Here is a 24,859-nt window from a genome sequence, read left to right as displayed (position 1 = left end):
GCCGCACAACGGTAGGCCTGGCGCTACTACGATGTGAACGACTTGATCCAAGCTCAGCGTTCATTAAAGCAGTCTCGCCGTTCAAGCGGCGATTCAATCTCCGATGGCAGCCTGACCAATACTGGCTGCAAGATCTCCAGATTCGGGGGTCGGAAGGCATTGCAAACGGAACGCCTCGATTTCCATACTTTGCCCGTCGAGGAAGGCCATGAAAGCCTGCGAATTGCTTGATCGCAGGTCGTTTGTGAGCTCGGATATCCCGTCATCGAGAGCTGTCACGGCCACTTCCCATCGTATGTGGTTGGAAGTAGGTCCTGGGTCGGCAAACAGATCCGAATGCGACTCTAGTACAAGATGACCTTTGCGAACGCTTATCTCGACATAATATTGCGCTACCAGGCTTCCTCCAGTGCATTCGAAGCGTAACGAGATACGTTTGACATCCGGAACCGTCATCAATTCGCGAGCTAATTCTGTAAGGAGACGTCTGCCGTGTTCGGCCGCCTCGTAAAGCCACCTTACAAGGTCGATCTTTTCGGCTGGGTTTTGGATGATCGTCGTTCCGCTCATCGCGACAGCCAAGCGATCAAACTGCACCCGAGGCCTAGTGAGCGGGGCTGCCCTCTCTTCCTCCGTCCGCGACGGATATTGCTGCGACGGAGAGTTTCCGGGTGCACGCTTAACAGAGGAGGAACGTCCAACCGTGCGCGTTGTGGAACCACCCGATGTGGACGATGTGTGAATGGGGTGCATCTTGTCCTCCTGCGCCTTCGCGTCTGGTCTTCGAGCGAAAGTCGACCAGGAGCAGCGGCAAATCCATTACACGAAGGTGTCGGCAATGCCTTTGTATTGGCAGACCATGGTCAGATGCCGATAAGCTCTCCAACCGACGCCAAGGCATAGCAAGATCGGTCGCGGCACGGCACATCGTCGGTGCGCGCATCAAGCGGATTGGGACGGTATCGATTTTCGGCGGCCGCGAGCCCATCGTGCGCTGATGCCCACAGATGCGTCGACGGCAGGACCGCCCGAGAGAAGTGTGAAATCTGGTGCGCATTGAAAGGCCGGTGCCTTCGGCCCCATCCGAAAGTATCGCCGACACCTTCGTGTAATGGACTTCCCGCTGCTGACCTTCGATTTGTTGCTGACGTGGCCGCCGCGGAGCTTTTGGATTGATCCAAAGGGTGCTGCGCGCGGTGCAATTCACAAGGAGGAAAGAATGACCCAGTCAAATGCAATGAAGGTTGCCGGACAATCAGCCGACGATGTCACAATCCGTCCTTTTCATGTGAATTTTGCGGATCCAGATTTGGCCTTGCTGCGGCGGCGCATCAGTGAAACCACGTGGCCGGAGCGCGAAACCGTCACGGACACGTCGCAAGGCGTGCAACTCGCCACGATGCAGCAACTCGCGCACTATTGGGCGACGGAGTACGATTGGCGCAAGATAGAGGCAAAGTTGAATGCCTTGCCGCAGTTCGTGACCGAGATAGATGGACTTGACATCCATTTTATCCACGTACGCTCAAAGCATGAAGGCGCTTTGCCCCTCATCGTCACGCATGGGTGGCCAGGATCCATTATCGAGCAGCTGAAGATCATTGGCCCGCTAACCAACCCCACGGCGTATGAAGGGAACGCCGTCGACGCATTTGATCTGGTGATCCCCTCACTGCCAGGCCACGGCTTCTCTGGCAAACCAACTGCACCAGGCTGGCATCCAGGGCGCATTGCAGAGGCTTGGACAACGCTCATGCAGCGCCTTGGCTACACGAAATACGTGGCGCAGGGGGGCGATTGGGGTAATGCCATATCCGAACTGATGGCCCTGCAGGAACCGCCAGGATTGCTCGGCATCCACACCAACATGGCGGCCACCGTCCCGGCAAACATTTCGAAGGCGCTCGCTTATCACGAGGCGCCGCCGGCTGGTCTGACGGCCGAGGAGCGCAACGCCTGGGACCAGCTGAACCTCTTCTACAACAAAGGGGTCGGGTACGCCCTCGAGATGAGCAACCGCCCTCAGACACTTTACGGGATCGCCGACTCGCCAATCGGCCTCGCGGCTTGGATGATCGATCACGACGACAGCAGCGAGAAGCTGATCGCACGGGTTTTTGCAGGCCAGTCCGAAGGCCTGACGCGCGACGATATCCTCGACAACGTCACACTCTACTGGCTCACAAACACCGCCATTTCCTCGGCTCGACTTTACTGGGACGCGACGCAAGTCTCGACGGGGGGCGGCTTCTTCGATGTGAGAGGCGTCCAAATCCCTGTCGCTGTAAGCGCCTTCGCTGATGAGATTTACCAAGCCCCGAAGAGTTGGGCGGAGAAGGCCTATCCCAAGCTTATCTATTACAACAAGATTGCCAAAGGCACTCACTTTGCCGCCTGGGAACAACCGGAAGCGTTCTGCGCGGAGTTAAGGGCAGCGTTCCGCCCGCTACGTCAGCAGGTCTGACCAAACAGCGCAACGACCGAGGAACTCAATCTCGATCCGCGGCGCAAACGGCGGTGTGGTCACAGCATTGTCGAACAGGGAATAACCCATGCACGCTCTACTGAAAGTGATTGCAGTAGCGACCGACGCCTCATCTGGCATCGGCTCCGTACATGCACCGGCTGACGGGTTAGGGGTCCTCCGAACCCCGCGGCCCAAAAGCTTCAGCCTCCTTCGTTGCAGGCCACGGTGGATGAGCACGCTTGAATTTAGACCGGAAGGTGCGGTCCGATGAGCAAAATGAAGCTGATGTTTTCCGTTCTGCTCGCGACGACAATCGGACTATCGAGCACTGGCCTGGCTGGGGAGAAGACTATGGTGCAGCCCGAAATTACACCGCAAGGTGCATCCCTTCTAGAATGGATATCTAGCCGAAAATCTACTGCTCTATCGGAGCTGGCTGCTCTCGACAATGAAGGCGAATGGCTCAACTCACCGGCGCTGACTGCATCGACGCTGAAGGGAAAGGTGGTCCTTGTTGATTTCTGGACGTACACCTGCATCAATTGGCTGCGTACGCTTCCTTATCTCCGGGAATGGGACAAGAAGTATCGCAACCAAGGGCTCGTCGTAATCGGTGTCCACGCCCCGGAGTTCCCATTTGAAAGAGACCCGACCAATGTGCGCCGAGCCGTCAAGGAGATGGGGATCGAATACCCAGTCGTTCTGGATAATGACGAGGCCGTGTGGCGAGGATTCAGCAATCAGCTCTGGCCAACGCTGTATTTCATCGATGCGCAAGGGAAGGTTAGATATCAGCACGCCGGTGAACGGTCCTATGAAGGGTTGGAAAAGACCATTCAAGAGTTGCTGGCCGAAGCCGGAAACACCAAGATCGATTCCGACCCCGCGCCCGTCAGTGGCACCGGAGTTGAAGCGGCGGCCGATTGGAGCAACCTCAAGTCGTCAGAAAACTATGTCGGGTACCAGCGCACCAGAGGCTTTGCGTCCCCCGACGGTGCAGCGCTGGACAAGCCTCGCGCGTATGAAATGCCAACGAGACTACGCCTGAATGAATGGGCGTTGTCGGGCGACTGGACGATGAAGCAGCAAGACGCCTCTCTCAATGAACCTGGCGGAGGGATCTCGTACCGTTTTCACGCCCGCGATCTGCACCTCGTAATGGGGCCGTCAACGCCGGGAAGTTCCGTAAAATTTCGTGTTCTGATCGACGGACACCCGCCGGGCGCGGCGCACGGGTTGGATGTCGACGAGCAAGGGCAAGGTACAATAACCGAACAGCGTTTGTATCAGTTGGTTCGCCAACCGACACCGATCATTGATCGAGATTTTGAAATCCAATTCTTGGGCGCCGGCGCAGATGTGTTTTGCTTCACATTCGGCTAGGTATTTCGCCAGCATGTCGCGCTCTTGACGGAACGTCGTTACTCGATGGGTGCGATGGGAGGCTATGCTATCGGTAGCTATCAGGCCCCTTATAAGGGCGCAGTCATCGACGTCCCTTGAATTTGCTTTGCCTTATCCCGCCGCCGTAGCACCTGCCAAAAACGGCCGTTGGTGATGGGTGCTAGGTTTTCCGGAGACCTCGATCATATCTACGGCGGGGCGGAGGAAAGTCACCGACGGCTCAAATTGCCCGGACTGATTGCGGCGCCATTATTCGGCGAGCGTAGCGTCGTTGCAAATGCTCTGGCAAACGACGGCTAAAAGCCGCCGTTCCAGTGATATAGCCGTCGTCGTAAATCACCGACCAGGGGCCGCTATCGTCACTTATTGGTTGCCGCCGAAGGGCATCAAGTTCGCGCAGAATTCCGCGTATGGCTTGCTCATTGCGGCGTCCTGACATTCTTTCATCATGGCGCTCCGCTTTTCCATCGGCATGGCATACCATGCCGCTTTCATGTCATCGTGCGATTTCATCGTTTTCATGCTGACGTCGGTGTAGAAGGGCGCCATGTTGTCTGGTTCATCTAGGGCGCCCGCAAGAGCGGAGCCGTTTAGTGTCGCGAACATCACCACACTCGCCAATAGCATCTTTTTCATGATTTGGACCTTTCCTGTTGGATGTATTCGCCCGCATCGGGCATTCTTTCTTAACTTTGTAAGAATATGGCGGTCCATTACACCATGGTATCGTCAGTACTTTTGGATAATCCGTAGGTAATCGTTGAGTCATCACTGAATTGACATTCGGCGGCGTGCCAGCATCAGGCTGATCGAACTTCAGAATGTGCCATAGTAGAATCCCCCCGTCGGACGATCGTCCTTCATCCAGATAAGCGCTTGGGTCATGGAATCTACCTGGTCGTCATGTCGGCCGTGCGGGAAAGCGAGCACCTCCAACAGGAAGTCGTCTCTCCAGTGGGTATCTCTCGGTAGATAGACGTTGCCGTTTTCGATCATGGCAGCCACGCGCGAAAGGCGACTTTCCTTGTCGGTCCGAGCTTTAACAGGAGTGGTTGCAATGCCGTGGCTATCCAGGTCGGCAATCAAGCTCGATCCCGAGCCGGCGTCTTCAATGAGAATGATGTCGGGGTTGTACTGTTCAAGCGCGCCTCTGACTGACCTCACTAGATCTGGATAGGCCGCCCGAATGCGAACGATATCGATTAGATAGTAGTTCGACCCATCCTGCGCCCAGGTCGTTCCAACAGAGTAGTCGCTGCTGGGGTCGCCCTTGAGAGCAGTGTCCCAGCTCTGGACGATGGTCATGCCGGCGACATCGAGTTGTTGCGGGTCGTAGTCGCGAAACCACACCCGCTTGACCATGTTGCCTTCGGCAGGTGCATGCTTGCTGGCCAGATCCTGGAAAACCCGATGTTGAAATCGACGGCGATTTCTGATGCGGGTCTGACCAAACAGACGCTTTACGAGGTTGAGAAGTCGGCCTTTACCCGCTCGACATATGACCGCGCATTGGAGTCGCTCGACGCGGTGAACGCCGAAATCGTCACCCTGATCCATCGTGCGTGGGGGCGGTCATGATAGCGGACTTTACGGCAGTAAAAACCGGCATTTTTTTCAGTGAAATCAGGTCGCTAACCACGCGCGGAGGCTATTGATGGCCCGCAAGGACATTTTTGGCAGTGTCATGGGCCCGGCTGTGGCAGTGGCCGATAACCAAGACGTATCGGGGTATGCCGTTCGCGGTGCATCCCGCTCGATCATGCAGTCGTTTGAGGAGCTCTCCAAGAGTTCGGTCGTCGATCTCGATCCCGCCACGGTCGACACCTCGTTCGTCTCGGACCGCCTGGATGAAGACGATGAGGCGTATCAGGACTTGCTATCCGCCATCCGGGAAAGGGGACAGGACTCTCCGATACTGGTCAGGCCGCATCCGGAGGTCTCGGGACGCTTCCAGACGGTCTTTGGCCATCGCCGCGTCAAGGTTGCCCGCCAATTGGGACGGCCTGTGCGCGCCGTGGTCAAGAAGATGGGCGACGAGGACCATGTCATTGCCCAAGGCCAGGAAAATGCCGCAAGGGCCAACCTGTCGTTCATCGAAAAGACGCTGTTTGCCGACCGCATTCTCAAGCGTGGCCACACGGCAGACACGGTGAAGTCGGCTTTGGCGCTCGATGATACGACCTTCTCGAAGATGCGATCCGTAACCAGCAATATCCCCGAACAGGTCATTGTGGCGGTCGGCGCCGCCAAAGCCGTCGGTCGCGACCGATGGTGGCAGCTGGCCAAGCTCATGGAGCACCCAGGCAGCGCGGGCAGGGCGGCTGACTATGTGAAGGGCGCTGAGTTCGCCGAGCCAAGCAGTGACGCACGATTTGCCCGTCTCTTCGACTTCCTGAGCGCGCCGGCGAAGCGTTCGCCTGCAGCCTCGAAGACACAGGGGGCGGCTTGGGCGCCACAAGACCGGTCAGTGCGCGCCAAGATCACCGACACCGGAAAGGTGTTTACGCTTGCGCTGAAGGCCAAGGAAGCCTCGCCATTCGGCGCGTTCATCACCGAGCGGCTGGACGAGCTTTTCGAAGCCTTCCGGCAATCGGAAATGTCCAAGAAAACGGGAGACTGAAACCGCAAAAGAAAAAGGCCCCCGAACGTCGCCGTCGCGGAAGCCCTTCTCTGTCTGTAGCAAGCTGAGAATCGCACTTCCCCGAATCACTGTCAAGAGTCGTGGCGCCGTTTCGGCGAGCCGTTTTCTGTTGCCTTCTTGAAAGGTGAGGGAAATGGAGAGTGGATTTGCGACGACGCCCTTTGGGCGGCGGCCGATGACGCTTGCCCTGGTGAAAGCCAACGCAGCGTCTCGGCAGATCCCGCAAGGGGCGGTCGTTGAGAAATGGCAGGTATACCGGTGGCTGTGCGAGGGCAAGTCGATCGTCGGCGTCGGCGATCGCGCCCTGGCGGTGCTGAGCGCGTTGTTGACGTTCTATCCTGACGATCAAATCAGCGAGGAAAACGGCTTGATGGTGTTCCCGTCGAACGCACAACTATCGCTACGGGCGCATGGCATGGCCGATTCCACGCTGCGCAGGAACCTGGCCGAGTTGGTGAGCTGCGGCCTCATCATTCGCCGCGACAGCGCCAATGGCAAACGCTTTGCCCGCAAAGGGCAGGGCGGGGTCGTGGTGGAGGCCTTCGGTTTTTCGTTGGCTCCCTTGCTGACGCGTGTCGCGGAGTTTCAGCAGGCGGCCGACCAGGCTCGAGCCGACAGCCGCGCGCTCAGGCTGATGCGCGAACGTGTCACGCTGCATCGCCGCGACATCCACAAGCTGGTCGAAGCAGCCGTTGAGGGGGACGTCCCTGGGGATTGGGGACCCCTCTTTAACCGCTTCCGGGCCATTGTCGATGCAATTCCACGCCGGGCCACGCTGCCGGAGCTGGAGGCCATCGTTGCGAAGCTTACAGTCCTGCACGATGAAGTGGACAGGATGCTGGAAAGTTTCACTAATTCCACGAATCCTAGCTGCAATGAGTCCCAAAATGAGCGGCAGCAATCTGATTCAAACACCGAATCCTTTTTTGTATTTGAACCGGCTTTGGAGAAAAGCAGGGCGGCCGTCGAGCCAAGACCGGGACCGGACGAGCGGTTGAAAAGCTATCCGATTGGATTGGTGCTGAAGGCCTGCCCCGAAATTGCGGACTATGCAGTCAATGGGATCACGAGTAGGCGCGATTTGATGCTTACGGCAGCCCAGGTGCGCGGCTACCTCGGTGTTTCACCTTCGGCCTATGAGGAGGCTTGCCATGTGATGGGTCAGGAAGTCGCCGCGATCGTGATTGCGTGTATTCTGCAAAGGGCGCAGCACATCAACTCAGCGGGCGGCTATCTGCGCGTACTGACGGAGAAAGCGAGGGAAGGGCAGTTCTCGGTCGGACCGATGCTGGATGGCCGCGCTCAAGGCCAATGGCGCTGCAACGAGGATGACGGGATGAGTTGGATACAGCGGTTCGCGTGGCTCAGTATCGGTCGGCGCTACCCATGGGAACTTTGAGTAGGGGCCAGCTACGAAGCGGCTACCGAGCTTGAAAGCTGTCGAGAAATGCCATATCTTTTGCACAAGAAACATGACTCTTGATATGGTGGAGGAAGGCTATGGGCCAAGCACTCAAGATAGCTGAGCACAATGGACCGCTTATCTTGTCCTATATGGATCGGAACGGGAAGATTGGGATCGAGCAGGTCGCGGATGGCTTTGGCATGTCCAAGGGTCAGTTGGCCCAGACCGCTGGTCTTGCGCGCGAGACCCTTTATCGATCAGAGCGAAGTGCCGCGGTAAAGACCCAGGGGCGTCTGCGCGAAATGCTCGAGATCATCAGCCGCGTGAGCGATTGGGCGGGCGGCAAGGAACAGGCGATGGCCTGGTATCGGGCACAACCGCTTCCAGCATTTGGCGGACGCACTGCCGAAGCGCTGGTGAAGGATGGCAAGGCCGCCGCGGTCCGTGATTATCTCGATCACATGGCCGTTGGTGGTTTTGCTTGAGATTCGTCGAAACCTGTTACAGGGCACACGATCCACGCTGGGCATTCAAGCCGATTTCCGGTGACGGAGCGGCGATCAGAGGCGCCCGGTTCAATCCCAAAGGCGTGCCGGCGCTCTATCTGGGACTGACGATCATGACGGCGGTCAAAGAAGCCAACCAGGGCTTTGCGCACCGGATAGATCCCTGTGTCCTTTGCTCCTATGAGGTCGACTGCGAGGACATCGTGGATTTGACAACGCAAGAGGCCAGGGGCGAATTCGCTATCGCGTTCGAGGACATGGCCTGCGCCTGGGCGACGGCTCTGGGGGACGCCCAGCGCCCGGCGTCCTGGTCCATCTACGATCGGCTGCGGTCTCGCGATATTGCCGGAATTGTGGTCCCAAGTTTCGCGCCAAGCGCCCAGGATGAGGACCGTAACCTGGTCCTTTGGGACTGGGGGCCTCACCTTCCGCATAAGGTAACTGTCTACGATCCGAGCGGCCGGTTGCCGAAGGACCAGTTATCCTGGTCGTAGGGCGCTCGCGGGAGGGCAGGGGAGGGGGCCTTGCCCGGCCTACAATCCGCTTGCCTTGGTGAGGTTGACACGGAAACGGTCACGTCGGCGCTGATAACGGCGGGTCATCTCGGCGGAGGCATGGCCAAGCTGTTTTTGCACATATCGCTCGTCTGCCTCGGCCGAGGAGGCCAGACCAGCGCGCAGCGAATGGCCTGAAAACTTCAGTTGTCGCTCGCTTTCGGACAAATCGCCCCGCACGCCTGCGGCCAGTGCCGCGCGCTTGACCAACCGAGCCACTTCCTGCGCGTTCAGCCGCTCGGCGCCAACTGACGACTTGCCCTGGCCAGTGACGCGCCGGAACAAAGGCCCGTGCGCGATACGCGCCAGTTTCAGCCAGGTCTTCAAAGCAACCACGGGGCAGGTGCTGTCGGCCGACCCAAGGCCGACCTCAACTTCGCGCCAACCAGTCTTGCCACGCATGGTCACCAGAATGCCCTTGTCCAGAATCTCGACCCAGCCGGACGAATCCCCATTTTGTTCCCTGGCGACGTCGAGGCCGACGATTTCGGAGCGCCGCAGCCCGCCGACCTTCGCCAGAACTCGATGGTTGTCAACCGTGTCCTGCAGGACATCCTCAAAATCGCTCGCGATATCTCTTGTGTTCCTGGCACGCGAGGCTGGTCTGACCTTCTTCGGCAGCTATTGCGAGAACGTCCTACGGTCGATCTCGATTTTCCAGCTTTGCAGTCTGAAAGCAGGGAACTGCTGGATCTCTTTAAAGTCGTGGGGAGGGATGGCGTCAAAATCCACAATCCATCGGCGCGTTTATCCGGAGCATGACTCGCTGGGCGGATGATTTGATAGCGGTTTACCTTCTTGTAAGATGGGCAGGAATCCGCGTCGCTGAAGACGAGAGCGGTACGGTAGGCATCAAAATCGTTCCGTTGTTTGAAACGATTGCCGATCTTCAAGCGGCCCTCTCTATATTGAGCGAGCTGTTTTCGACCCCCTTTGTTCGCAGATCCGTCGCCCAGCTTGGGAATGTTCAGGAAGTGATGTTGGGGTACTCGGATTCAAACAAGGATGGAGGCTTTCTGGCCTCAAATTGGGAGCTGTCAAAGGCGCAGAAGCGGATTGCGAAGGTGGGAGAAAAGTATGGCCTCCGGATAGTTTTTTCCACGGTCGCGGTGGTTCGGTCAGCAGGGGTGGAGCGCCGACAGGCCGCGCCATTGCTGCCCAACCCCCGGGAACAGTCTCGAGCGCAATGCGGGTGACAGAACAGGGCGAGGTCGTATCCGCAAAATTCGCCAACCGGGGCACCGCCCTGCACAACCTGGAAATACTCTCGGCTGCCGTGCTTGCTCATACCATGAAGTCGGAGGACGAGGCCGCACTGAAGGATCCGCGATCGCTCAAGGACAATCCCGATAGGAACGCCGTGCCAAGTCCAGCCCCCAGGCCGACGCCTGCTGCTGGCCACCATCAAGGCTGTCGGCATCGTGCAGCCGCCTGTTTTCGCCGCCGACAGTGACGAGGGCAACGGCTTCGTCATCGACGAGGGCCAGCGTCGAGTGAAGGAGGCGATGGCGGCCGGACTGAATCTGACGTTCCGGAGGACGCCCGCTTCTCGCCTGGATTGTCGAGGAGGCACTCCAAGATGAGGGGCCGCTACGCCACTCATCGCCATTTTTTCGCAGAGATAGGATCCGTTACCCGCTGCTGCTTTGACGGGCAGCCCACGCGGCTAGCGACACGCGCCTTGTGTTCTAGACTCGCTCAGATATGAGACCATGCGTTAATCGACCATTGGAAAGACTTTGCCGCATCGCGCGTAGCAGTAACGCTAATGTTGCAGCATTTCTCCTCATTCCGGCGGCATCCGGTCATCTTTCACTTTGGTCCGATGTTGAACAACTCGACGCGGCGGTTCACATCGTCCGCAGGGTTATTGGCATCGAAGGGGTTTTCTTCACCCAGCCCCAGAGGAAGCAGTCTCGCCTGTTCAACGTGGAAGACAGTTACAAGCATTTCGGCGACGGCGTCTGCCCGCCTCTGGCTAAGATTCAGATTGCTTTGCCGCGAACCGGTGTTGTCGGTGTTGCCAGCGATCACGAACCGATTGCCCAACAGGAGCGGGTTGTGGAGCGCATCGGCAACTCGCCCCATGGTGACCCAAGACTCGGGTCGAATAACGTCGGAGTTTAGGTCGAATTGGATTTGCACGATGAAGTGTGGAAGTTTGGCCAACGCAGCCATCATCGGTTCGGGTCCACTCGCGTTCGCGTTGATCCGGGTCTGGATGTCGGCCCGGATCGCCGCGGTATCGATGCCTACTTTGCCAGCAGCCTTACCGGATTGCACGAGACCCTGGACGGCTTGGCCATAAGTAATCTGATTTTGCGTCTGCCCTGTTCCGCCGCCAAGCATCGACGCCGTCATACATACAGCGACGTATCTCAAATATCTCATGTTCATGTTGTCCCTCGAATGTTTACGCGCCCTGATCGACTGTTGCCTAATTCGACTTTTTAGAAACAACGTCCAGCCAGCCCGCATCAGTCATGGCTTGTTTGCATGAATTCATCAGTCGACGAAAGTTCTCACCCGTCGTCAGGCATCTCAGGATCTTGGCCTGGCCCTTCTTCTGCGTCGAACAGTAGCGCTTGACGTCGGAGGCACATAATTTCGGCGCGGCTGCTTGGGCAGTCAGACGTGCATTCATATTGGCCAAAAACGCAGTTGTCGCAGCCTGGCAAGCCGGCGATGCCTTGGCTGAGATACAGGGGACTAGTTGTCCGCTGCCCGGCCGAATGCCCTTGCACACGTTTGGCACCTCAGCGCCACAAGCTTGCGCCCAGAGCCCAACCGCATCGCCAAAACTCATCGTTGCGGCACCGACGAGACTTGTGAAAGGAAGCACCAGAATAACCGACACGGCAAGCGCGCGTATTTCCATTTTTAATGTCATGTACTGCTCCTGGCCTGGGCATCGAGATTGTCAGACTGCCTGGACGCTGGTGGCCGATGCAGCCACGTTGGTGCAGCAAGCAGTTTCTGGAAATGACCGACACCCCGGGTCCGGCGTACGTCAGCCGGGCCTGGGAGATGGCGTTTGTTGAAACCAGAGTTCGCCGCATGCTGCGCGGATATCGGCGAGTTCGCCGGTCCAAATCCGGTTGGGAACGTCAAGGACGAGACCACGGTCGCTATCTCTGTGTGGAAGTTGAGGACGCGCTCACCTTCTTGGAGGTACTGAGTTCTGAATATGTGGTTTGCCGTATTCAAGGAGGGCACCTAAGCCAGAGAAGAAAGGTGGAAGCGGTATGCCGCGCCCAAGCCGAGCCCCCAGCACTCGCCTCCGTTACCGCATCTCAGCTAATGTACGGAGACGACGACATAACGTCCGCCGGAGGGCTGATAATAGGCGCCGCCGCAGTGCCATAGCAGGATGCCATTGACCGAGGTCCTCGCACAGGCCGCAGGCAGCTTTGTCACGTACACAGTTGAACGGCGGATCACTCGGCGTGTGGTGCGTCTGGCGACCCCGGCGGCGCTGCCAGGCGTGAGCGGATGCCCCACTCTTGCTTGAGCGTAGCCGACGAAGGGGGCGAACGGCGCAACCGGATCGAGCAGGCCGACAAACATTATTGCGGCAACCCCGGCAGCGCCGGTTAACTTCAAGCTGATTTTCTTCATTGTTGATCCTCCCAAGAGGGAGGAAATACCTTTCGAGTGAACCCGCCGCTATCCGAATTGCGCAACTCCGATAAAACTGATTATCCGTCTCGTGATGGCATAGGCCTATTCGATCGGCGCAGGACGGCAATCCGTTGCATCGGTCGGCCTCTGGCGCGGCCAGGATATTCCCGCTCGAAGGAATGTTTCCTTGGGGGATTCACCGAACAGTTGCCGATAGCTCGTCGCGAAACGTCCAAGGTGGGTAATCCCAACATCCATCGCAACCTTCGTGACATTCAGGCCATTGGCACGTGCAGTCGTCAGTTGCCGTCTGGCTTCGTTTAGGCGGAGAGTGCGTATGAATTCCAATGGACTTGCCGCGAATGTCGCACGAAATGCGTACTCCAGTTGACGACGACTCACGCCGACTTCCCTGCACAACCGAACGATCGGTAGGTCTTCTCGAATGTGGACGCGGATGAAATCCTCGGCCGCCCAGGCCTGGCGGAGATATCGACGTGGCGAATGATCGATCGTAAGTGCACGACCGTCTGCAATAGCCCAAGCCCCACCCAGTGCTCCCAAATATTCCAGGAAGGCATCGGGGGGCTGCTCCAGTTGAATTGAATCGCCAGTGGCTGCCACGAGATTGTTCGCAGTCGCCTCTACCTGGTACCGGAGAATTCGTGCTTGGTTGATTGAGAGCCTGACGGCCTTGGGATGATCGGCGACCTGCTCCGCGAACATTCCCACGGCAAGCGCCTGAATTTCAGCCCAGAGGGCGGTCGGAATCACGGAGGCCGCATAACTAAGACCGGGCTGGATAGTTGCGGCTATCATCGTGCCAGCGGGGATTGTGACGACCATGCCGTCCTCAAGTGGAATGCGGCAGATTGTCGATGCGCAGGCGCGCTCCACGGCCAACACGACCACTGAGTCGCTATCCAGTCCGCCATTGGCATGTACGGTGCAATTGAAGTTGGCCAAGTCGAGCGCCCACTTGCCATGAGATTGAATTTGTCGGATGCGTGACGGCGCCCCGCCGGCCGAAAGTTGGTCAATTTTCACCAGCATTCCCGAGGCTGCGCTTCCAAGTTGGTCCGGGCCAAGCTGCACATCCCTGTGCGAAGGCGATGAAGGCCACGAGGTCAAGAACCTGATCCTTTGCTCAAAGCGGATAGCAACGCCCTTATATTAGGGACAGCTTAATCTTAAATTGCGCCAAATCAATCGGCGCGAAAAACGTTGCCGATGCGAAACTGAGAGGCACAACTCCGCGGCTACCGGGCACAGATCGCGACATACGCGCTGGCCAGGGCAAGCCTAGAGTGGGCAGGGACGTCGATCTGCTGTCGATCTGGAATAATCAGGGTTTACCAGCGCACTTGCAGCAAAGGTTGGGAGACACGTCCAAGCGCGTGGATGAGATCATCCGCGTCGGTGCAGGCAAGTAGTATATAAGCCAGTGGTGTAAGCGCGTCGCTTGCTGGGAGGCAGTCCGAGCCACATCGCACATCAGGGAGCCTGCATGAAAGCGGCCAATGCCTCGCCCCTAAACTATAGCTTTCTCGCTAGCGACCAAGCGCAGACCGGTAGCCTGCCGCCCGGACTCATCGCCAGCCTGGAGGCATTACCCGTCAAGCCGCGTACTTCGACTTGTCCGAGCCGCATCAGATTACACCGCTCGACGAGCTCGTAGCATCGCGAGCCACAAAGGCGTGGGGAACGCGAACCTGTTCATGAGGCAGGCGCGGCTGGTGAGATAGCTGCGAGCTCCCTTAATCTTGCGATTGAAGCGTCGGCGCAACCGCCTATGCGGAAAGCATGAGGGCATGGTCTGCGCCGATCTGAACCTAGTCGAGCAGGCCTTTGGCGCCGAGATCGACTATGATGCGATGCTGATCAAGCGGTGCGGCTAACCGGAAGCGCCATAGCCCTACAGCCGGCCGTCTGCACCGGCGCGGCTACGACGGCGATTGAAAGCCAATCCTGATTCGAGCGTGTCAGCACTTCCCATATCAAGCGCGCCAATCTTACTATGCGCATCGCAAACCGCGGCTTTATCCCGCGGGATTAGATGTTAGTGGCTTTGGGACGGCCTGAATGCCGTTTTCCTGAAATGCCTGCTGCACGGCGATCAAAACGGCACGGCGGATCATGAAGTTTCTGCCCGCTTTCGCCTTGAATTTGGCCCGGATGACCAGCGTGCCGTCCTCGACCTCGGCAATTCCCTGGCTTTTGAACGGCTCGAGCAGATCTCCAGCAAGTTCCTGGTTGGCCGAAATATCCTGGCCGATCTTCTTGAAAATCTTGCGAACTTTGTCGACATCGGTGTTGAATGCAACGCGAAAGGTAAGTTTCTCGATCATCCAGTCGCGGCTGAAATTCTGAATCTTGCCAATCGAACCATAGGGGACTGTCGCCAAGGCGCCGCGCTGATGGCGCAGGGAAACCGACCGCACCGAGATTTTTTCCACGGTTCCTTTCGCGCCTGACGTTTCGATATATTCGCCGAAGCGGAATGCGTCGTCGATCAGGAAGAATAGCCCGGAGACCAGGTCCTTCACCAGCGTCTGCGAGCCGAAGCCAATGGCTAGCCCAAACACACTCATGCCGGCGATCAGCGGCCAGACATTGATCCCGATTGTCACTAGGATCGAGAGCAGCGCCAGGGCCAGAATGCTCGATTTGGCGACCGCGTTGAGCAGCGGCACCAGCGTGCCCAGCCGTGAACGCGGCGCACCCTGAACCTCCTCGTCACCCCCTACGGCGGGCAATTCCGCGCGCAAGGCACGAGCCGTCCCCGCTCCGACCACGTTCCATAGAAACGACGCCACCAACATGATCAGCGCCACCCCAAATGCGCCCTTGGCGACCTCTCTTAAATCTATGCCGAACCCAGCAGCCAGCGGTGTCGCCCATAGCGTTCCCAGCATGGCAACAATTAGAGCCACGACGGTGAAGCGGGCGGTCTGGCGCCCTGCCGCCGCCAGGATCGAGATGTCAGGCGACTCCAAACCGCGCTGCGCCCAGTTGCCAATCATTGCGTCGACATGCGGCGCCGCGAGAAACAGCAACGCGGTCAGCAGAACGGCCGCCCCACCAAGCGATGCTCCCAGGGTCAGCGCGGCCTGAGTGCTAAGAAAGGTGACTATCACGAACGCGATCACGATTGCCGGCCACGTTTTGGCGAAACGGGTGCGCCAGCGACTTCGGGGGCGCGGCCCGGCGACGGCGGCTGCCATTGTGCGTCTGTGGCGCCATACGGTCCATGCAAACAGAAGGTAGATCGGAATTGCCGAGCCGGTTCGCAGCAGATCGTCCAAGGCCGCCCCGCCGCGGCAAAGCCGCAACGTCGCAAGCAGCGTAACGGCGATGACCGCCACGCCAATGGCAAGTGAGAGGTCGCGCACGAGCGCCACCAGATGGGCGGAGTGTTCTGCGAATTCTGTTCGGCGCGATGCCATCAAGACCGATCTGACAGTGGCGAGGACGAGGAAGCCGAGCACGGTCGCTACCGTCCAAAGGCGAAGGGTCTGCAAAGGCACGCCAGAACCGGCCAGCAGCCGCGCGGCAATGAAACCGACCACCAATGCCACCACGCCCGCGAAGAATCCGCGCCATGCACTGCTTGTGGCACTCGCCGTATTGAACCGCCGGGCGAGCAGGATGAACACGCCCGCGACCAGCGCAACAACCAACACAATCTCGGACAGGAGCACAAGGAGAGATGTTCCCCCCGCCGCAAGCGAGGCCCTCAGGTTTTCAAGGTCTACGGGGACGTGGCTCAAAGCGGCAAACCGCGCGAACAGTCCGGAGACCAAACGCTCGACGAGCTGTTCGAAGCCCGAAATCAACGAAGTAACGTCCGTTTCCGCCGTCGTGTCCACAATTTCTTCCCCCTCAGCACTTCGCCCGTAGCAGCCAACAAGTCCTGCGCGTCGGTTCTCCGGCACGGATCACTCGGTGGTCGAATCGCCCTTCAGGATCGTCTCGAGTTCGTCGGCGGGTTTGTCCGCTTTTCGCTCGATTGTCGTGATTGACGCACTGACCGTCGCTGCCGCGGCGTTGCCAACCGTGTCGACGGTGCCGGCAACCACCAAACCAAGTTCGTCGCCAAGGCCTACTCGCGAGTCGGTGAGGGTTTGGCCGGAGGCCAATTGTGCCCCCAGCAGCTGCACGATTTCCGGACTTTCGGCGAATTTGCTATGGTTCAAGCGATCGTCGGTCTTCACGTTGGTCAGGTCGAGAACCGTTATTCCGGCCGCCTCCAGCTTAGATTTGTACGGCTCCTTTGACGGATCAGCCTGCCCAACCCGATCGACATTGCCTGCAATCAGACGCGAGACAGCAAGTGCCCGATCGTCGCGCGAGACAGTGATGGTGAATTTCGGCTTCTTCAACCCGAGCTCGGTCCACTGGCGACCGAAGACATCTACGTCGAGATCGGGAGATGCAAGGATGACGTTCCGGATCTTGGGCGAAACCTGCCCGTCCTCCAAAGCCATCTGCCTCAGCGATTCCATGGCAAGCCATGTTCCCATCGAATGGGCCATGACGGTGATGTCCGTCACGCCGCGGTCGTCCACCAAAGCCTTTAACGTTCGCTCGAACGCCGTACGCGAGAAATTGGTGCTTTCCTTGTCGTAATTGTAGCCGAACACGCTGGCGCGCGACGGCCACGTGAAAAGGATCGGCACGACCTTCGCCCGCGAGTCGTGCACAAACTGCGCGAAACGAAAAACCGAATCCTCGTAGCGGTTGTTGAAGCCATGTACGAATACGAGAACGCGGCCATTCGAATTTTGAGAATGCAGCCAGTCGTGGGCTTCGTGAATTGACAGGTTTTTCGCGGCAACGACAGCGAATTCCTTTCGGGGATCGGGCGGCAGCTTTTTCGGCCATTCGACGGTGCCGGGTGCACGGTTGGGTGGAATGGAGATGGTCAGGTCGGTCAAGGAAAGCGTCGGGCTGCGCTCTCCTGTAAACAATGTTGCCGGGTCGCCGGATGGCTTGCGGCTGGTCGCGACCAGCATTGTCACGTCCGATGCCGACGATGACACCTGGCTCGCAGAAATTGGCGCAAGGACGCCTTCTGGTCCTGTTCCGCACGCCGTCAGCGTGAGGAACAGAGCCGATGTACTCACTACAGTCTGCCTGCACGCCCATTTAGACTGTGCCATTATGCACTTTCCCCTGCGGGTTATGCCAGCGGAGCTTCGGCACGCTTCCTCATGCCGGACGCACGATGCAACGGAAGCCGAGGTGGCAAGTGGAAGTGTCTATCGCCTGCGCCATGCGCGCGGCGGGACGATAACGCCGGCAGTAGCTGGGCGCGCAGAGGAAGGACCCGCCCTTGGTGACCTTGCGCGGAATCCTCATGTCAGGCGTCAACGGATCGTAGCTCGCGTCCCGCTCGCCGCCGCGCGGATTGGTCATCGTGCAACATGGGCTATCGATCTGGCGGTGCTCCTGGTACCAGTCCGTGGTCCACTGCCAGACGTTGCCTGCCATATCGTGGAGCCCATAGCCGTTTGCAGGAAACGAGCCGACCGGAGCGGTCCATTCGTAGCCGTCCTCGCAGGCATTTCGGTACGGGAATTCACCTTGGTAAGTGTTGGCCATATGCTGGCCGCCGGGGGTCAGTTCGTCGCCCCATACGAACTCGGCGCCATCCAGCCCGCCGCGCGCGGCAAACTCCCATTCCGCCTCGGTCGGGAGCGCCTTTCCCGCCCAAGCCGCATACGCCTCGGCGTCCTCAAATGCGATGTGGACTACAGGATGGTTGTTGAGACCTTTGATAGAACTCGCAGGGCCACGCGGATGGCGCCAATTGGCGCCCTTCACATAAGCCCACCACCGGTAATGGTCGCTTCGGTTGGTGCCAGGCGGCGGCCGGACGAACATCGCTGATGCGGGAGCGAGCATCTCCGCCGGGGCGCTTGGATAGTCGGCTGCACGGGCAGGACACTCCGCCAGCGTTACGTACCCTGTCGCTGCGACGAACTTCGCAAAATCATTGTTCGTGACAGTCGTCACATCCGCCCAGAAACCATCGACCACGACGCGGTGAGTTGGGGCCTCTTCCGGATAATGGTGGTCTGATCCCATCAGAAATTCGCCACCAGGTATTCGCACCATGTTTGGAAATGGCAGGCTGTCCCGAGGAACGGAACGAACATGCGTAGATGGCACAGCCATGCCTGCATCATTCATAACTACAGTTCCACAGGACGCGAACTTTGATCCGAGCGCCGCTAGTCTCCGAGTTGATTGAACATCGACGATGGATCCGCCGCTATTGGCGGCGCACCGAAGGTCAGCTTAATCGCCTCCCCGATCAGCAGCGGCGGCGCCATTTGCTTGGCGATATCCACGATTTTCGCCTTCATTTCCTTGACGGTGTCAGGCTTCTTGTCGGCCAGGTTGGTGGTTTCAGATTTGTCGGCGGCAAGGTCGAACAGTTCGACGCGCTCCAACACGCCGGCCGACCATACAAGCTTCATATCTCCCTCCCGGATTGCGCCGCCTGTCGGGTCGACATTGTAGACCATCTCGGTACGGGGCGAGGGTTTGCCTTCGCTGATCGTCCCCCAGACATCCATGCCGTCGAGCGGCTTGTTCTTGGTCGATTTCGCCCCGGCAAGTCCGGCGAGAGTCGGATAGATGTCCGAGACATGTATCAGGCCGTTCACGTCGCCGGCCTTAACGTTGCCTGGCCAGTTCGCCAGAGCGCAAACACGGGTGCCACCCTCATAGAGCGTGCCCTTGCCGCTGCGATAAGGCCCATTGTCGGCCGGAAGGCTGTTGCCGACCTTCGATTCACCCGCAAACATTGCGTCCCGCACGCCGCCATTGTCGCTCTGGAAGATGATGATGGTATTGTCGCGCATCTTCTTCTTCTCGATCGCGGCAACAACGCGTCCGATCTCGTCGTCCATAACGGAAACCATGGCCGAGTAGAGCCGGCGCTGCTCGTCAGCGACGTGAGCGTATTTCTGGACATATTCGTCGGGCGCCTGAAACGGTGAATGCGGCGCGGTGAATGCCAAATAGAGAAACAACGGCGCCTTCCCGTCATGTTTGTCGATGACGTTGGCCGCTTCCTTGCCGAACAGAGTGTTGTCGAAGCCACGTTCCTTCAGCGGCTTGTTATCGCGATACCAGTCCTTCACGCCATGGGAAGCGTGCTCGAAATGGTCGATCTCGCCAACCAGGGCGCCATAGAACGAATCGAATCCGCGCTGCCGCGGCCAGTATTCAGTCTTTGCATGCCCCAGATGCCATTTGCCCACCATCGCGGTCTTGTATCCGGCGTCCTTGAGCATCTGCGGCAGGAGATACTCGTCGGTGGCGAGCCCGTAGTGCCCACCCGACGGGATGACCCCCATCTGCAGGCCGTAGCGCAACGGATAGCGCCCCGTCATCAGCGCCGCCCGTGTGGGCGTGCACATCGGTTGGGCATAGAACTGTTCCAGGCGCGCGCCATCGGCGGCGAGCTTGTCAATGTTGGGCGTCTTGATGTCCGAGCCGTGGAAGCCGACGTCCTTCCAGCCCTGGTCGTCGGAGATGATATAGACGATGTTGGGGCGTGCCGGTTGGGCCGCCGCTTGCTCGGCGCCAGCGAGGCCAGCGAGCGCGCCCGAAAGACCGACCGGTGCGGCAAACCGCGAAACGGCAGCCGCCGTGCCGGCCATCAATGCGTCGCGCCGCGTGATTTTGGTGCCTATACCGGCTTCCGGCAATTCCTGATTGTTGTTCACTTTTTAGCCTCCCTTGTTTTGTCGGCGCTAACCTGGCTTTGGCGTGGACCAAAAGAATGTGCGCGCCCTTCTGCCGATCAGTGCCCCGCCACCCAAAGCGGCATGGCAACCGTTAGAAAGACCGAATCGCCTTCGAGACGATTTTTGGCATCGAATTCGTGGAAATATTTGATCCGGGTCGAGACCGGCAGCTTGCCGACCTGGAAATTATAGCCGGCAGTGGCGCCGATCGCCGCCACCTCGCCTCTGAAACCGCCAACCACCGGGGGAACTCCAGACCCGGTGTCATCGGTCAGCTGGTTGTAATAGTAGCCAACCAGGCCGACATCGAAGGCCTTGCTGAAGTGTTGGTCGATCGTTCCCTCGAAGTGGAAGTCCGTGCCGTTCTTGTAGTGGGTCGCCGGATCCTCGCCGTTGAAGGTAATGCCGGTTGCCGCCGACAGTTCAAGGCCGGTAGCCGGGCTCAGCCATGTGCCCGATGCGTAAATGTCCGCGGCCCAGTGGTTGAACGACAGATTGGCGATGTCGCCCTCGTGATAATCTCCGACCGGTACGTTCACGCTCACCCCGGTCTGCCAGTGAAAGTCTCCGTTGTGCCAGCCGACGAAAGTTCCAAGCACCGGATCGCCCAGGGTCGTGATGCTATCGGACACCGAAAATGGGCTCGGGACAATTCTCCCCGTAATATCGGGTCCGCCGATCGGCACGGTCGCCGTGAATGCCAAATTGCCACCCATTACCTGCCAGGGAGAAACCCAAAGGGCGGTAGAGAGGTTGATAAGGGCCTTCGCGTGCACGTCCGCGACCAGCTTTCCGCCGAGGTCGAGATCTACCCGCGCATTGCCGGAATAGATGTAAAAATCGTTCTGGAAATAGACGCCGGGCGGTGGGGTAAAGCCCGCCATGGGTCCGCGCGAGCCGAGCAGATAGAAGCTTGCGCCGCCTTCCGCCGCGTGGACGCTTGGAACGATCACCAGGTTGGCGAGCGCAGTCATAGCAACGCCCAGCAAACCCTTGGCGCCGCACCTCATCGTAGCCCCGGCGAAGGTGCTGGATGCCCTGAGCACACTTATCCGGAATACGTCTTGTCTATTCATAGTCCCCCGCCAGCCGTGAGTCGGCAATGTTGCGCCAATTGATTTCGCGCAATTTCGTCAGAGGCTATATCCAACATAACTGGCCCACTATCCGCTTTGCGCACAGGAGCCATGTTTTGAGAAAATGGCGCCTTGCCTTCGTATGGAGACGTGGTGCGTGGCTCGGCCGAGCTTGAGGGCGTAATCATCTGGTTGACTATAGGCGCCTTCGGAAGCGACCAGACCAATCCCGCCACGTTGGTCTCGCCCAGCACAACCATCTGGCCGACCGCCCGCGGAGCGGTAAAGGCTTATCGTGCAGTCACGATCAATCTGGGATGCGGTGGGCCATGCACTCCCAGTCTCCTCGGTCCGGTTCGGTCATTGACCCTACGCTCTCGCACGGGGCGTGGCCTTGTGCGGCCAGATCGCCATTTACGGGCCAGAGTCCGCGACACCGCCGATCAGGAGCAGTGGAACGGCTGCTTCCACCTGCGATACCTGTAACTGACCTTCCGCAAGCGGCCAGAAACTGCTGGCCATGGTCTCGCGCTGAACGGCTGTATGTCCCGACACATGAAAGGGCCCATTGCTCATGGTCGGCGCTACCGAACGCTGTCGTATGCGCCTGTGAAGTTCCTACCACGAGGGGTGCTGACGAGCCTGCTCATGCTCCCATTCGCATCAGTGAAGGACGTATCGCCGAGGTGGTCAATGAGGTCGCCTATCTCGACGTCATCACACTCATTTACTCGATGTCCCCAGCGCCTTGGTACATCTTCCGTTGCCAGAGCCTGCCGAATATCTTGTCCACATCCGAATCCTCGAGCGCCCGGCAGAGGACACAGCGCATCAAGGGATAGTAGAGCGGGTGATGAGTGCTTCGATGCGCGCACGCGGGGCAGGACCGGCCGCTGCCGCCGCGCTTAAAATGGCGTCGTTCCCAACTGCCATTGCAGCGTTGGCGACTCTCGCGCCGCTGCCTCAAGATTCGATTCAAGTCAAGACGATAGCGGCTTGCGAGCCGGGTATTTTGCTGACATGCTGACTTTCTTATATATGGGGTTTGCACTTTAGCAGGTGTTCAAACGGAAGGGCAAAAGCATGGCAAAGGAATCTTCGAATTCCGTGTCTTCAGACAAGAAGGCGGACGGAAATCTGATAGGTAACGTTGAGGGAAACGGTCTGAATTTCATGGGGGTCCAGGCTCGCGAAAACGGCGGCTCTGGCGACCCTGTAGGTGTCGACAAGATACGTGATCTGCTGTTCGGCAACCAGATGCAGGACTATGACCGCCGCTTCTCCAAGCTCGAAGAACGGGTCCTGCAACGCTTCAAGGATGTCGAATCCGAGGCCAAGCGCAATCTCGACATGTACGAGTCAAATGCAAAGAAGCAGGTCGATTCGCTTGCGGGGCAATTGCGGAACGAAAAAGATTCACGAGCCGATGCCGACAAGGAGATCGACCGGAATCTCCGCGAGCAAAACCAGGCACTTGAAAAGCAGGTGCGCGGTTTGTCCGATCAATTGAGCGCGCTTGAGCGCGATGTTGCGGACCGGATAAATCGGAACGATCATTCACTGCGTGAGGAAATCAAGCAGAAGAATGAAGGCGTTCAGATGCTGATAGAGAAAATGTTTGCCGATCTCAGCAACGTCAAGACCGACCGAAATCTTTTGGCTGGCCTGTTTGTCGAGGTTGCAAAATGTCTAAATCAGGATCCCGTCGGCAGCAAGAGCAACTCGGACCGTAGTTGGAAAGCGAGTTGATGGGACCTTGACGTCGACCGTCGACCCGATCAGCCTTCCGCGACGAACAGCCTCGAACGATACAGAGATTGATCGCGAGGCTCTGGCCCGTCTTTTGATCGAAATTGCCCGGAACGTTGATCCGGATTATCGTGCGCGTTTCGACGGAGTTCCAACCGCCGATCCTCGCATGGAAACGCTGCGCCAGTTGCTGGTCAGCCGCGAAATTTCAGAGCTTTCACGAGTTACGCATCTGCTAGACGAACCGGAGCGGCTCGCGGCAGCCGTAGGCGACGTTCTTGCCAGCGCGGCCGCGCGCGCACCTCACGCGCAACTCGGCGAGGCCCTTGCGCCAGCTGTTGAAAGGGCTGTGCAACGGTCGATCCAGAAGAGCCCGCGCACGCTGACTGATATATTATACCCGGTGTTTTTACCGGCAATTCGCAAGTCGATCGGGGAAAAGATCGACCAGACCTTTCAGTCGCTGAATGAAACTTTAAGACATATATTTACGTGGCATGGGCTCAAGTGGAGAGTTGAATCGTGGAGAACCGGTGCTAGCTTCTCAGAAGTTGTTCTGAAGCATTCTCTCGTATATCGCGTAGAACATGTCTTTCTCATTAGCCGGAATTCCGGACTTTTGATAGCGCATGTAGCTGCCGATAATGCAACGAGCGAGGACCCGCAACTCATTTCGTCGATGCTTAGTGCAATTCAAGATTTTGTGAAGGACTCATTTAGCGAAAAAGAACAGAGCAGTCTGGACACGATCCGTCTTGGTGACCTTCGCCTTTGGTCAGAAGTTGGCCAGTTTGCGACCTTGGTTTCGGTGATCCGAGGAAATCCGCCAGAGGAATTACATGAAATAGTTCGTGATGTACTACTCCGAATCCATGAGGAGTGCTCACAGGCTTTAGGGGAGTTTGACGGTGACAGTTCGCGGTTAGCCAGCGTAGAGGCGCAATTGCGGACGTGCGTTGAGCTGAAGCAGGAGGAGTCAAACCAGGGATTCCCGTGGCTGGTAGCGGTTGCAGTCCTGCTGCTTTTGATTCCGGCAGGCGGTTGGTTCTTTCTTTCCTGGCAAGCCGGGCAGCGCTGGCAGGCCTATGTGTCGCAACTGGAGACCCAGCCGGGCATCATCGTCGCCCAGCAAACGGAGAGGGGCGGACAGTTCTACATTTCCGGCCTGAGAGACCCGCTTGCCGCCGACCCGCAGTCGCTGTTGTCTGGGACGCAGGTCGATCCCGCCCGCGTTCATTCGCAGTGGCAATTCTATCAGAGCCTTGAGCCGCAGTTCGTGTTGAAGCGCCTGACCGCATCGCTGTATCCGCCGCATACAGTGCGATTCTCGATCGTCAATGATCGCATCGTTGCCGAGGGTGAGGCTCCCGACACCTGGATCGATAAGGCGCGCGCAGCGGCCCGACAGCTTTCGGCAGGCGGACCGGAATTCGACATCTCCAAGGTTCGTGACGTGAGCCCCGAAGCACGCGCGGCGGAGCNTTGGCAGTATTATGTGTCGCGACTTGAGGCCCAACCGGGAATCATCGTCGCACAGCAGACGGAGAGGGGCGGACAGTTCTACATTTCCGGCCTGAGAGACCCGCTTGCCACCGACCCGCAAGCTCTGCTGCACGGAACGGAGATTGATCCTGCCATCGTTCATTCGCAGTGGCAATTCTATCAGAGCCTTG

19 protein-coding genes and 5 pseudogenes are annotated in these 24,859 nt (G+C 58.4%); 11 read left to right on the top strand and 13 right to left on the bottom strand.

Annotated elements, in window-relative coordinates:
* Positions 1–93: 93 nt before the first annotated feature.
* Positions 94–570, bottom strand: coding sequence for a hypothetical protein (locus A3AU_RS0124400; protein WP_027055220.1), 477 nt, complete (start codon positions 568–570; stop codon positions 94–96).
* Positions 571–1,219: 649 nt separating this feature from the next.
* Between A3AU_RS0124400 and A3AU_RS01000000135970 the strand changes: the two genes are divergently transcribed.
* A complete protein-coding gene (locus A3AU_RS01000000135970) occupies positions 1,220–2,464 on the top strand; it encodes an epoxide hydrolase family protein (protein WP_081709656.1) in 1,245 nt (414 codons plus the stop codon).
* A 270-nt stretch (positions 2,465–2,734) separates the two neighbouring features.
* The gene (locus A3AU_RS01000000135965) at positions 2,735–3,850 is read left to right on the top strand and encodes a thioredoxin family protein (RefSeq protein WP_051355449.1); all 1,116 of its coding nucleotides are present in this window, start codon (positions 2,735–2,737) and stop codon (positions 3,848–3,850) included.
* Between the two features lie 384 nt (positions 3,851–4,234).
* On the opposite strand, the gene A3AU_RS0124385 is transcribed toward A3AU_RS01000000135965, so the two are convergent.
* Positions 4,235–4,507 (bottom strand): hypothetical protein, encoded by a 273-nt coding sequence (locus A3AU_RS0124385; protein WP_032918034.1) that lies wholly within the window; start codon positions 4,505–4,507, stop codon positions 4,235–4,237.
* Between the two features lie 180 nt (positions 4,508–4,687).
* Positions 4,688–5,233, bottom strand: coding sequence for a phage terminase large subunit (gene terL / locus A3AU_RS01000000135960; RefSeq protein WP_027055218.1), 546 nt, complete (start codon positions 5,231–5,233; stop codon positions 4,688–4,690).
* A gap of 6 nt (positions 5,234–5,239) precedes the next feature.
* Here terL and A3AU_RS1000000139575 point away from each other — a divergent pair.
* From A3AU_RS1000000139575 to A3AU_RS0124355, 5 genes and pseudogenes are all read left to right on the top strand, one after another.
* Positions 5,240–5,449: pseudogene (locus tag A3AU_RS1000000139575) on the top strand (plasmid partitioning protein RepA); the annotation flags it as partial.
* Positions 5,450–5,525: 76 nt separating this feature from the next.
* Entirely contained in the window at positions 5,526–6,491 is a 966-nt protein-coding gene (gene repB / locus A3AU_RS0124370) for a plasmid partitioning protein RepB (RefSeq protein ID WP_027055216.1), read from the top strand.
* A gap of 154 nt (positions 6,492–6,645) precedes the next feature.
* A pseudogene (repC, locus tag A3AU_RS1000000136945) lies at positions 6,646–7,852 on the top strand (plasmid replication protein RepC).
* A 160-nt stretch (positions 7,853–8,012) separates the two neighbouring features.
* Complete coding sequence (locus tag A3AU_RS0124360; RefSeq protein ID WP_027055215.1) at positions 8,013–8,402, top strand: MbcA/ParS/Xre antitoxin family protein; 390 nt, start codon at positions 8,013–8,015, stop codon at positions 8,400–8,402.
* Positions 8,399–8,917: an RES family NAD+ phosphorylase gene (locus A3AU_RS0124355; protein ID WP_027055214.1), complete on the top strand. Its 519-nt coding sequence runs from the start codon at positions 8,399–8,401 to the stop codon at positions 8,915–8,917. Before A3AU_RS0124360 ends, A3AU_RS0124355 begins: the two co-directional genes overlap by 4 nt.
* 39 nt (positions 8,918–8,956) lie before the next feature.
* On the opposite strand, the pseudogene A3AU_RS01000000135950 reads toward A3AU_RS0124355, so the two are convergent.
* A pseudogene (locus A3AU_RS01000000135950) lies at positions 8,957–9,499 on the bottom strand (tyrosine-type recombinase/integrase); the annotation flags it as partial.
* A gap of 236 nt (positions 9,500–9,735) precedes the next feature.
* Between A3AU_RS01000000135950 and A3AU_RS1000000140470 the strand changes: the two are divergent.
* The 3 genes and pseudogenes from A3AU_RS1000000140470 to A3AU_RS1000000140465 form a co-directional block, all read left to right on the top strand.
* Positions 9,736–10,173, top strand: coding sequence for a phosphoenolpyruvate carboxylase (locus A3AU_RS1000000140470; RefSeq protein WP_027055212.1), 438 nt, complete (start codon positions 9,736–9,738; stop codon positions 10,171–10,173).
* A pseudogene (locus tag A3AU_RS1000000140795) lies at positions 10,128–10,229 on the top strand (phosphoenolpyruvate carboxylase); the annotation flags it as partial. The gene A3AU_RS1000000140470 and the pseudogene A3AU_RS1000000140795, both read left to right, overlap by 46 nt.
* Positions 10,230–10,268: 39 nt before the next feature.
* A pseudogene (locus A3AU_RS1000000140465) lies at positions 10,269–10,497 on the top strand (plasmid partitioning protein); the annotation flags it as partial.
* A gap of 292 nt (positions 10,498–10,789) precedes the next feature.
* On the opposite strand, the gene A3AU_RS0124335 reads toward A3AU_RS1000000140465, so the two are convergent.
* The 9 genes from A3AU_RS0124335 to A3AU_RS0124295 all read right to left on the bottom strand — a co-directional run bounded on the left by A3AU_RS0124335 (position 10,790) and on the right by A3AU_RS0124295 (position 21,335).
* On the bottom strand, positions 10,790–11,374 hold the full coding sequence (locus A3AU_RS0124335; RefSeq protein WP_027055211.1) for an OmpA family protein: 585 nt from the start codon (positions 11,372–11,374) through the stop codon (positions 10,790–10,792).
* 40 nt (positions 11,375–11,414) lie between these two features.
* Entirely contained in the window at positions 11,415–11,867 is a 453-nt protein-coding gene (locus tag A3AU_RS1000000139090; protein WP_154674652.1) for a hypothetical protein, read from the bottom strand.
* 407 nt (positions 11,868–12,274) lie between these two features.
* Entirely contained in the window at positions 12,275–12,544 is a 270-nt protein-coding gene (locus tag A3AU_RS0124330) for a hypothetical protein (protein ID WP_245235559.1), read from the bottom strand.
* A 156-nt stretch (positions 12,545–12,700) separates the two neighbouring features.
* Complete coding sequence (locus A3AU_RS01000000135945; RefSeq protein ID WP_032918031.1) at positions 12,701–13,651, bottom strand: AraC family transcriptional regulator; 951 nt, start codon at positions 13,649–13,651, stop codon at positions 12,701–12,703.
* Between the two features lie 986 nt (positions 13,652–14,637).
* On the bottom strand, positions 14,638–16,467 hold the full coding sequence (locus A3AU_RS0124315) for a mechanosensitive ion channel family protein (protein ID WP_245235556.1): 1,830 nt from the start codon (positions 16,465–16,467) through the stop codon (positions 14,638–14,640).
* A 69-nt stretch (positions 16,468–16,536) separates the two neighbouring features.
* Positions 16,537–17,760 (bottom strand): alpha/beta hydrolase, encoded by a 1,224-nt coding sequence (locus A3AU_RS01000000135940; protein WP_081709646.1) that lies wholly within the window; start codon positions 17,758–17,760, stop codon positions 16,537–16,539.
* 49 nt (positions 17,761–17,809) lie between these two features.
* Positions 17,810–18,778 (bottom strand): formylglycine-generating enzyme family protein, encoded by a 969-nt coding sequence (locus A3AU_RS0124305; protein ID WP_081709654.1) that lies wholly within the window; start codon positions 18,776–18,778, stop codon positions 17,810–17,812.
* A 56-nt stretch (positions 18,779–18,834) separates the two neighbouring features.
* Positions 18,835–20,340: an arylsulfatase B gene (locus tag A3AU_RS0124300; protein ID WP_027055207.1), complete on the bottom strand. Its 1,506-nt coding sequence runs from the start codon at positions 20,338–20,340 to the stop codon at positions 18,835–18,837.
* Positions 20,341–20,417: 77 nt separating this feature from the next.
* Positions 20,418–21,335, bottom strand: coding sequence for a SphA family protein (locus tag A3AU_RS0124295; RefSeq protein ID WP_245235555.1), 918 nt, complete (start codon positions 21,333–21,335; stop codon positions 20,418–20,420).
* Between the two features lie 1,185 nt (positions 21,336–22,520).
* On the opposite strand from A3AU_RS0124295, the gene A3AU_RS0124285 reads away from it, so the two are divergent.
* Entirely contained in the window at positions 22,521–23,186 is a 666-nt protein-coding gene (locus A3AU_RS0124285; protein WP_027055205.1) for a hypothetical protein, read from the top strand.
* Positions 23,187–24,859 lie beyond the last annotated feature (1,673 nt).

The sequence above is a fragment of the Mesorhizobium erdmanii USDA 3471 genome (genome assembly GCF_000472705.1).
Classification (GTDB): domain Bacteria; phylum Pseudomonadota; class Alphaproteobacteria; order Rhizobiales; family Rhizobiaceae; genus Mesorhizobium; species Mesorhizobium erdmanii.
The sequence above is the reverse complement of the archived record's forward strand: the minus strand, read 5'-3'. Positions and strand labels throughout refer to the sequence as shown.

Bases quoted from the DNA above. Each gene is read 5' to 3' on its own strand.
- A3AU_RS0124330 (WP_245235559.1), bottom strand. From the start codon at position 12,544: ATGTTTGTCGGCCTGCTCGATCCGGTTGCGCCGTTCGCCCCCTTCGTC.
- A3AU_RS0124360 (WP_027055215.1), top strand. From the start codon at position 8,013: ATGGGCCAAGCACTCAAGATAGCTGAGCACAATGGACCGCTTATCTTG.
- A3AU_RS0124285 (WP_027055205.1), top strand. From the start codon at position 22,521: ATGGCAAAGGAATCTTCGAATTCCGTGTCTTCAGACAAGAAGGCGGAC.
- A3AU_RS0124400 (WP_027055220.1), bottom strand. From the start codon at position 570: ATGAGCGGAACGACGATCATCCAAAACCCAGCCGAAAAGATCGACCTT.
- A3AU_RS0124295 (WP_245235555.1), bottom strand. From the start codon at position 21,335: ATGACTGCGCTCGCCAACCTGGTGATCGTTCCAAGCGTCCACGCGGCG.
- A3AU_RS01000000135945 (WP_032918031.1), bottom strand. From the start codon at position 13,651: ATGCTGGTGAAAATTGACCAACTTTCGGCCGGCGGGGCGCCGTCACGC.
- A3AU_RS1000000139090 (WP_154674652.1), bottom strand. From the start codon at position 11,867: ATGACATTAAAAATGGAAATACGCGCGCTTGCCGTGTCGGTTATTCTG.
- A3AU_RS0124305 (WP_081709654.1), bottom strand. From the start codon at position 18,778: ATGGCTGTGCCATCTACGCATGTTCGTTCCGTTCCTCGGGACAGCCTG.
- A3AU_RS1000000140470 (WP_027055212.1), top strand. From the start codon at position 9,736: ATGACTCGCTGGGCGGATGATTTGATAGCGGTTTACCTTCTTGTAAGA.
- A3AU_RS01000000135965 (WP_051355449.1), top strand. From the start codon at position 2,735: ATGAGCAAAATGAAGCTGATGTTTTCCGTTCTGCTCGCGACGACAATC.
- repB (WP_027055216.1), top strand. From the start codon at position 5,526: ATGGCCCGCAAGGACATTTTTGGCAGTGTCATGGGCCCGGCTGTGGCA.
- A3AU_RS0124385 (WP_032918034.1), bottom strand. From the start codon at position 4,507: ATGAAAAAGATGCTATTGGCGAGTGTGGTGATGTTCGCGACACTAAAC.
- A3AU_RS0124335 (WP_027055211.1), bottom strand. From the start codon at position 11,374: ATGAACATGAGATATTTGAGATACGTCGCTGTATGTATGACGGCGTCG.
- A3AU_RS01000000135940 (WP_081709646.1), bottom strand. From the start codon at position 17,760: ATGGCACAGTCTAAATGGGCGTGCAGGCAGACTGTAGTGAGTACATCG.
- terL (WP_027055218.1), bottom strand. From the start codon at position 5,233: ATGGTCAAGCGGGTGTGGTTTCGCGACTACGACCCGCAACAACTCGAT.
- A3AU_RS01000000135970 (WP_081709656.1), top strand. From the start codon at position 1,220: ATGACCCAGTCAAATGCAATGAAGGTTGCCGGACAATCAGCCGACGAT.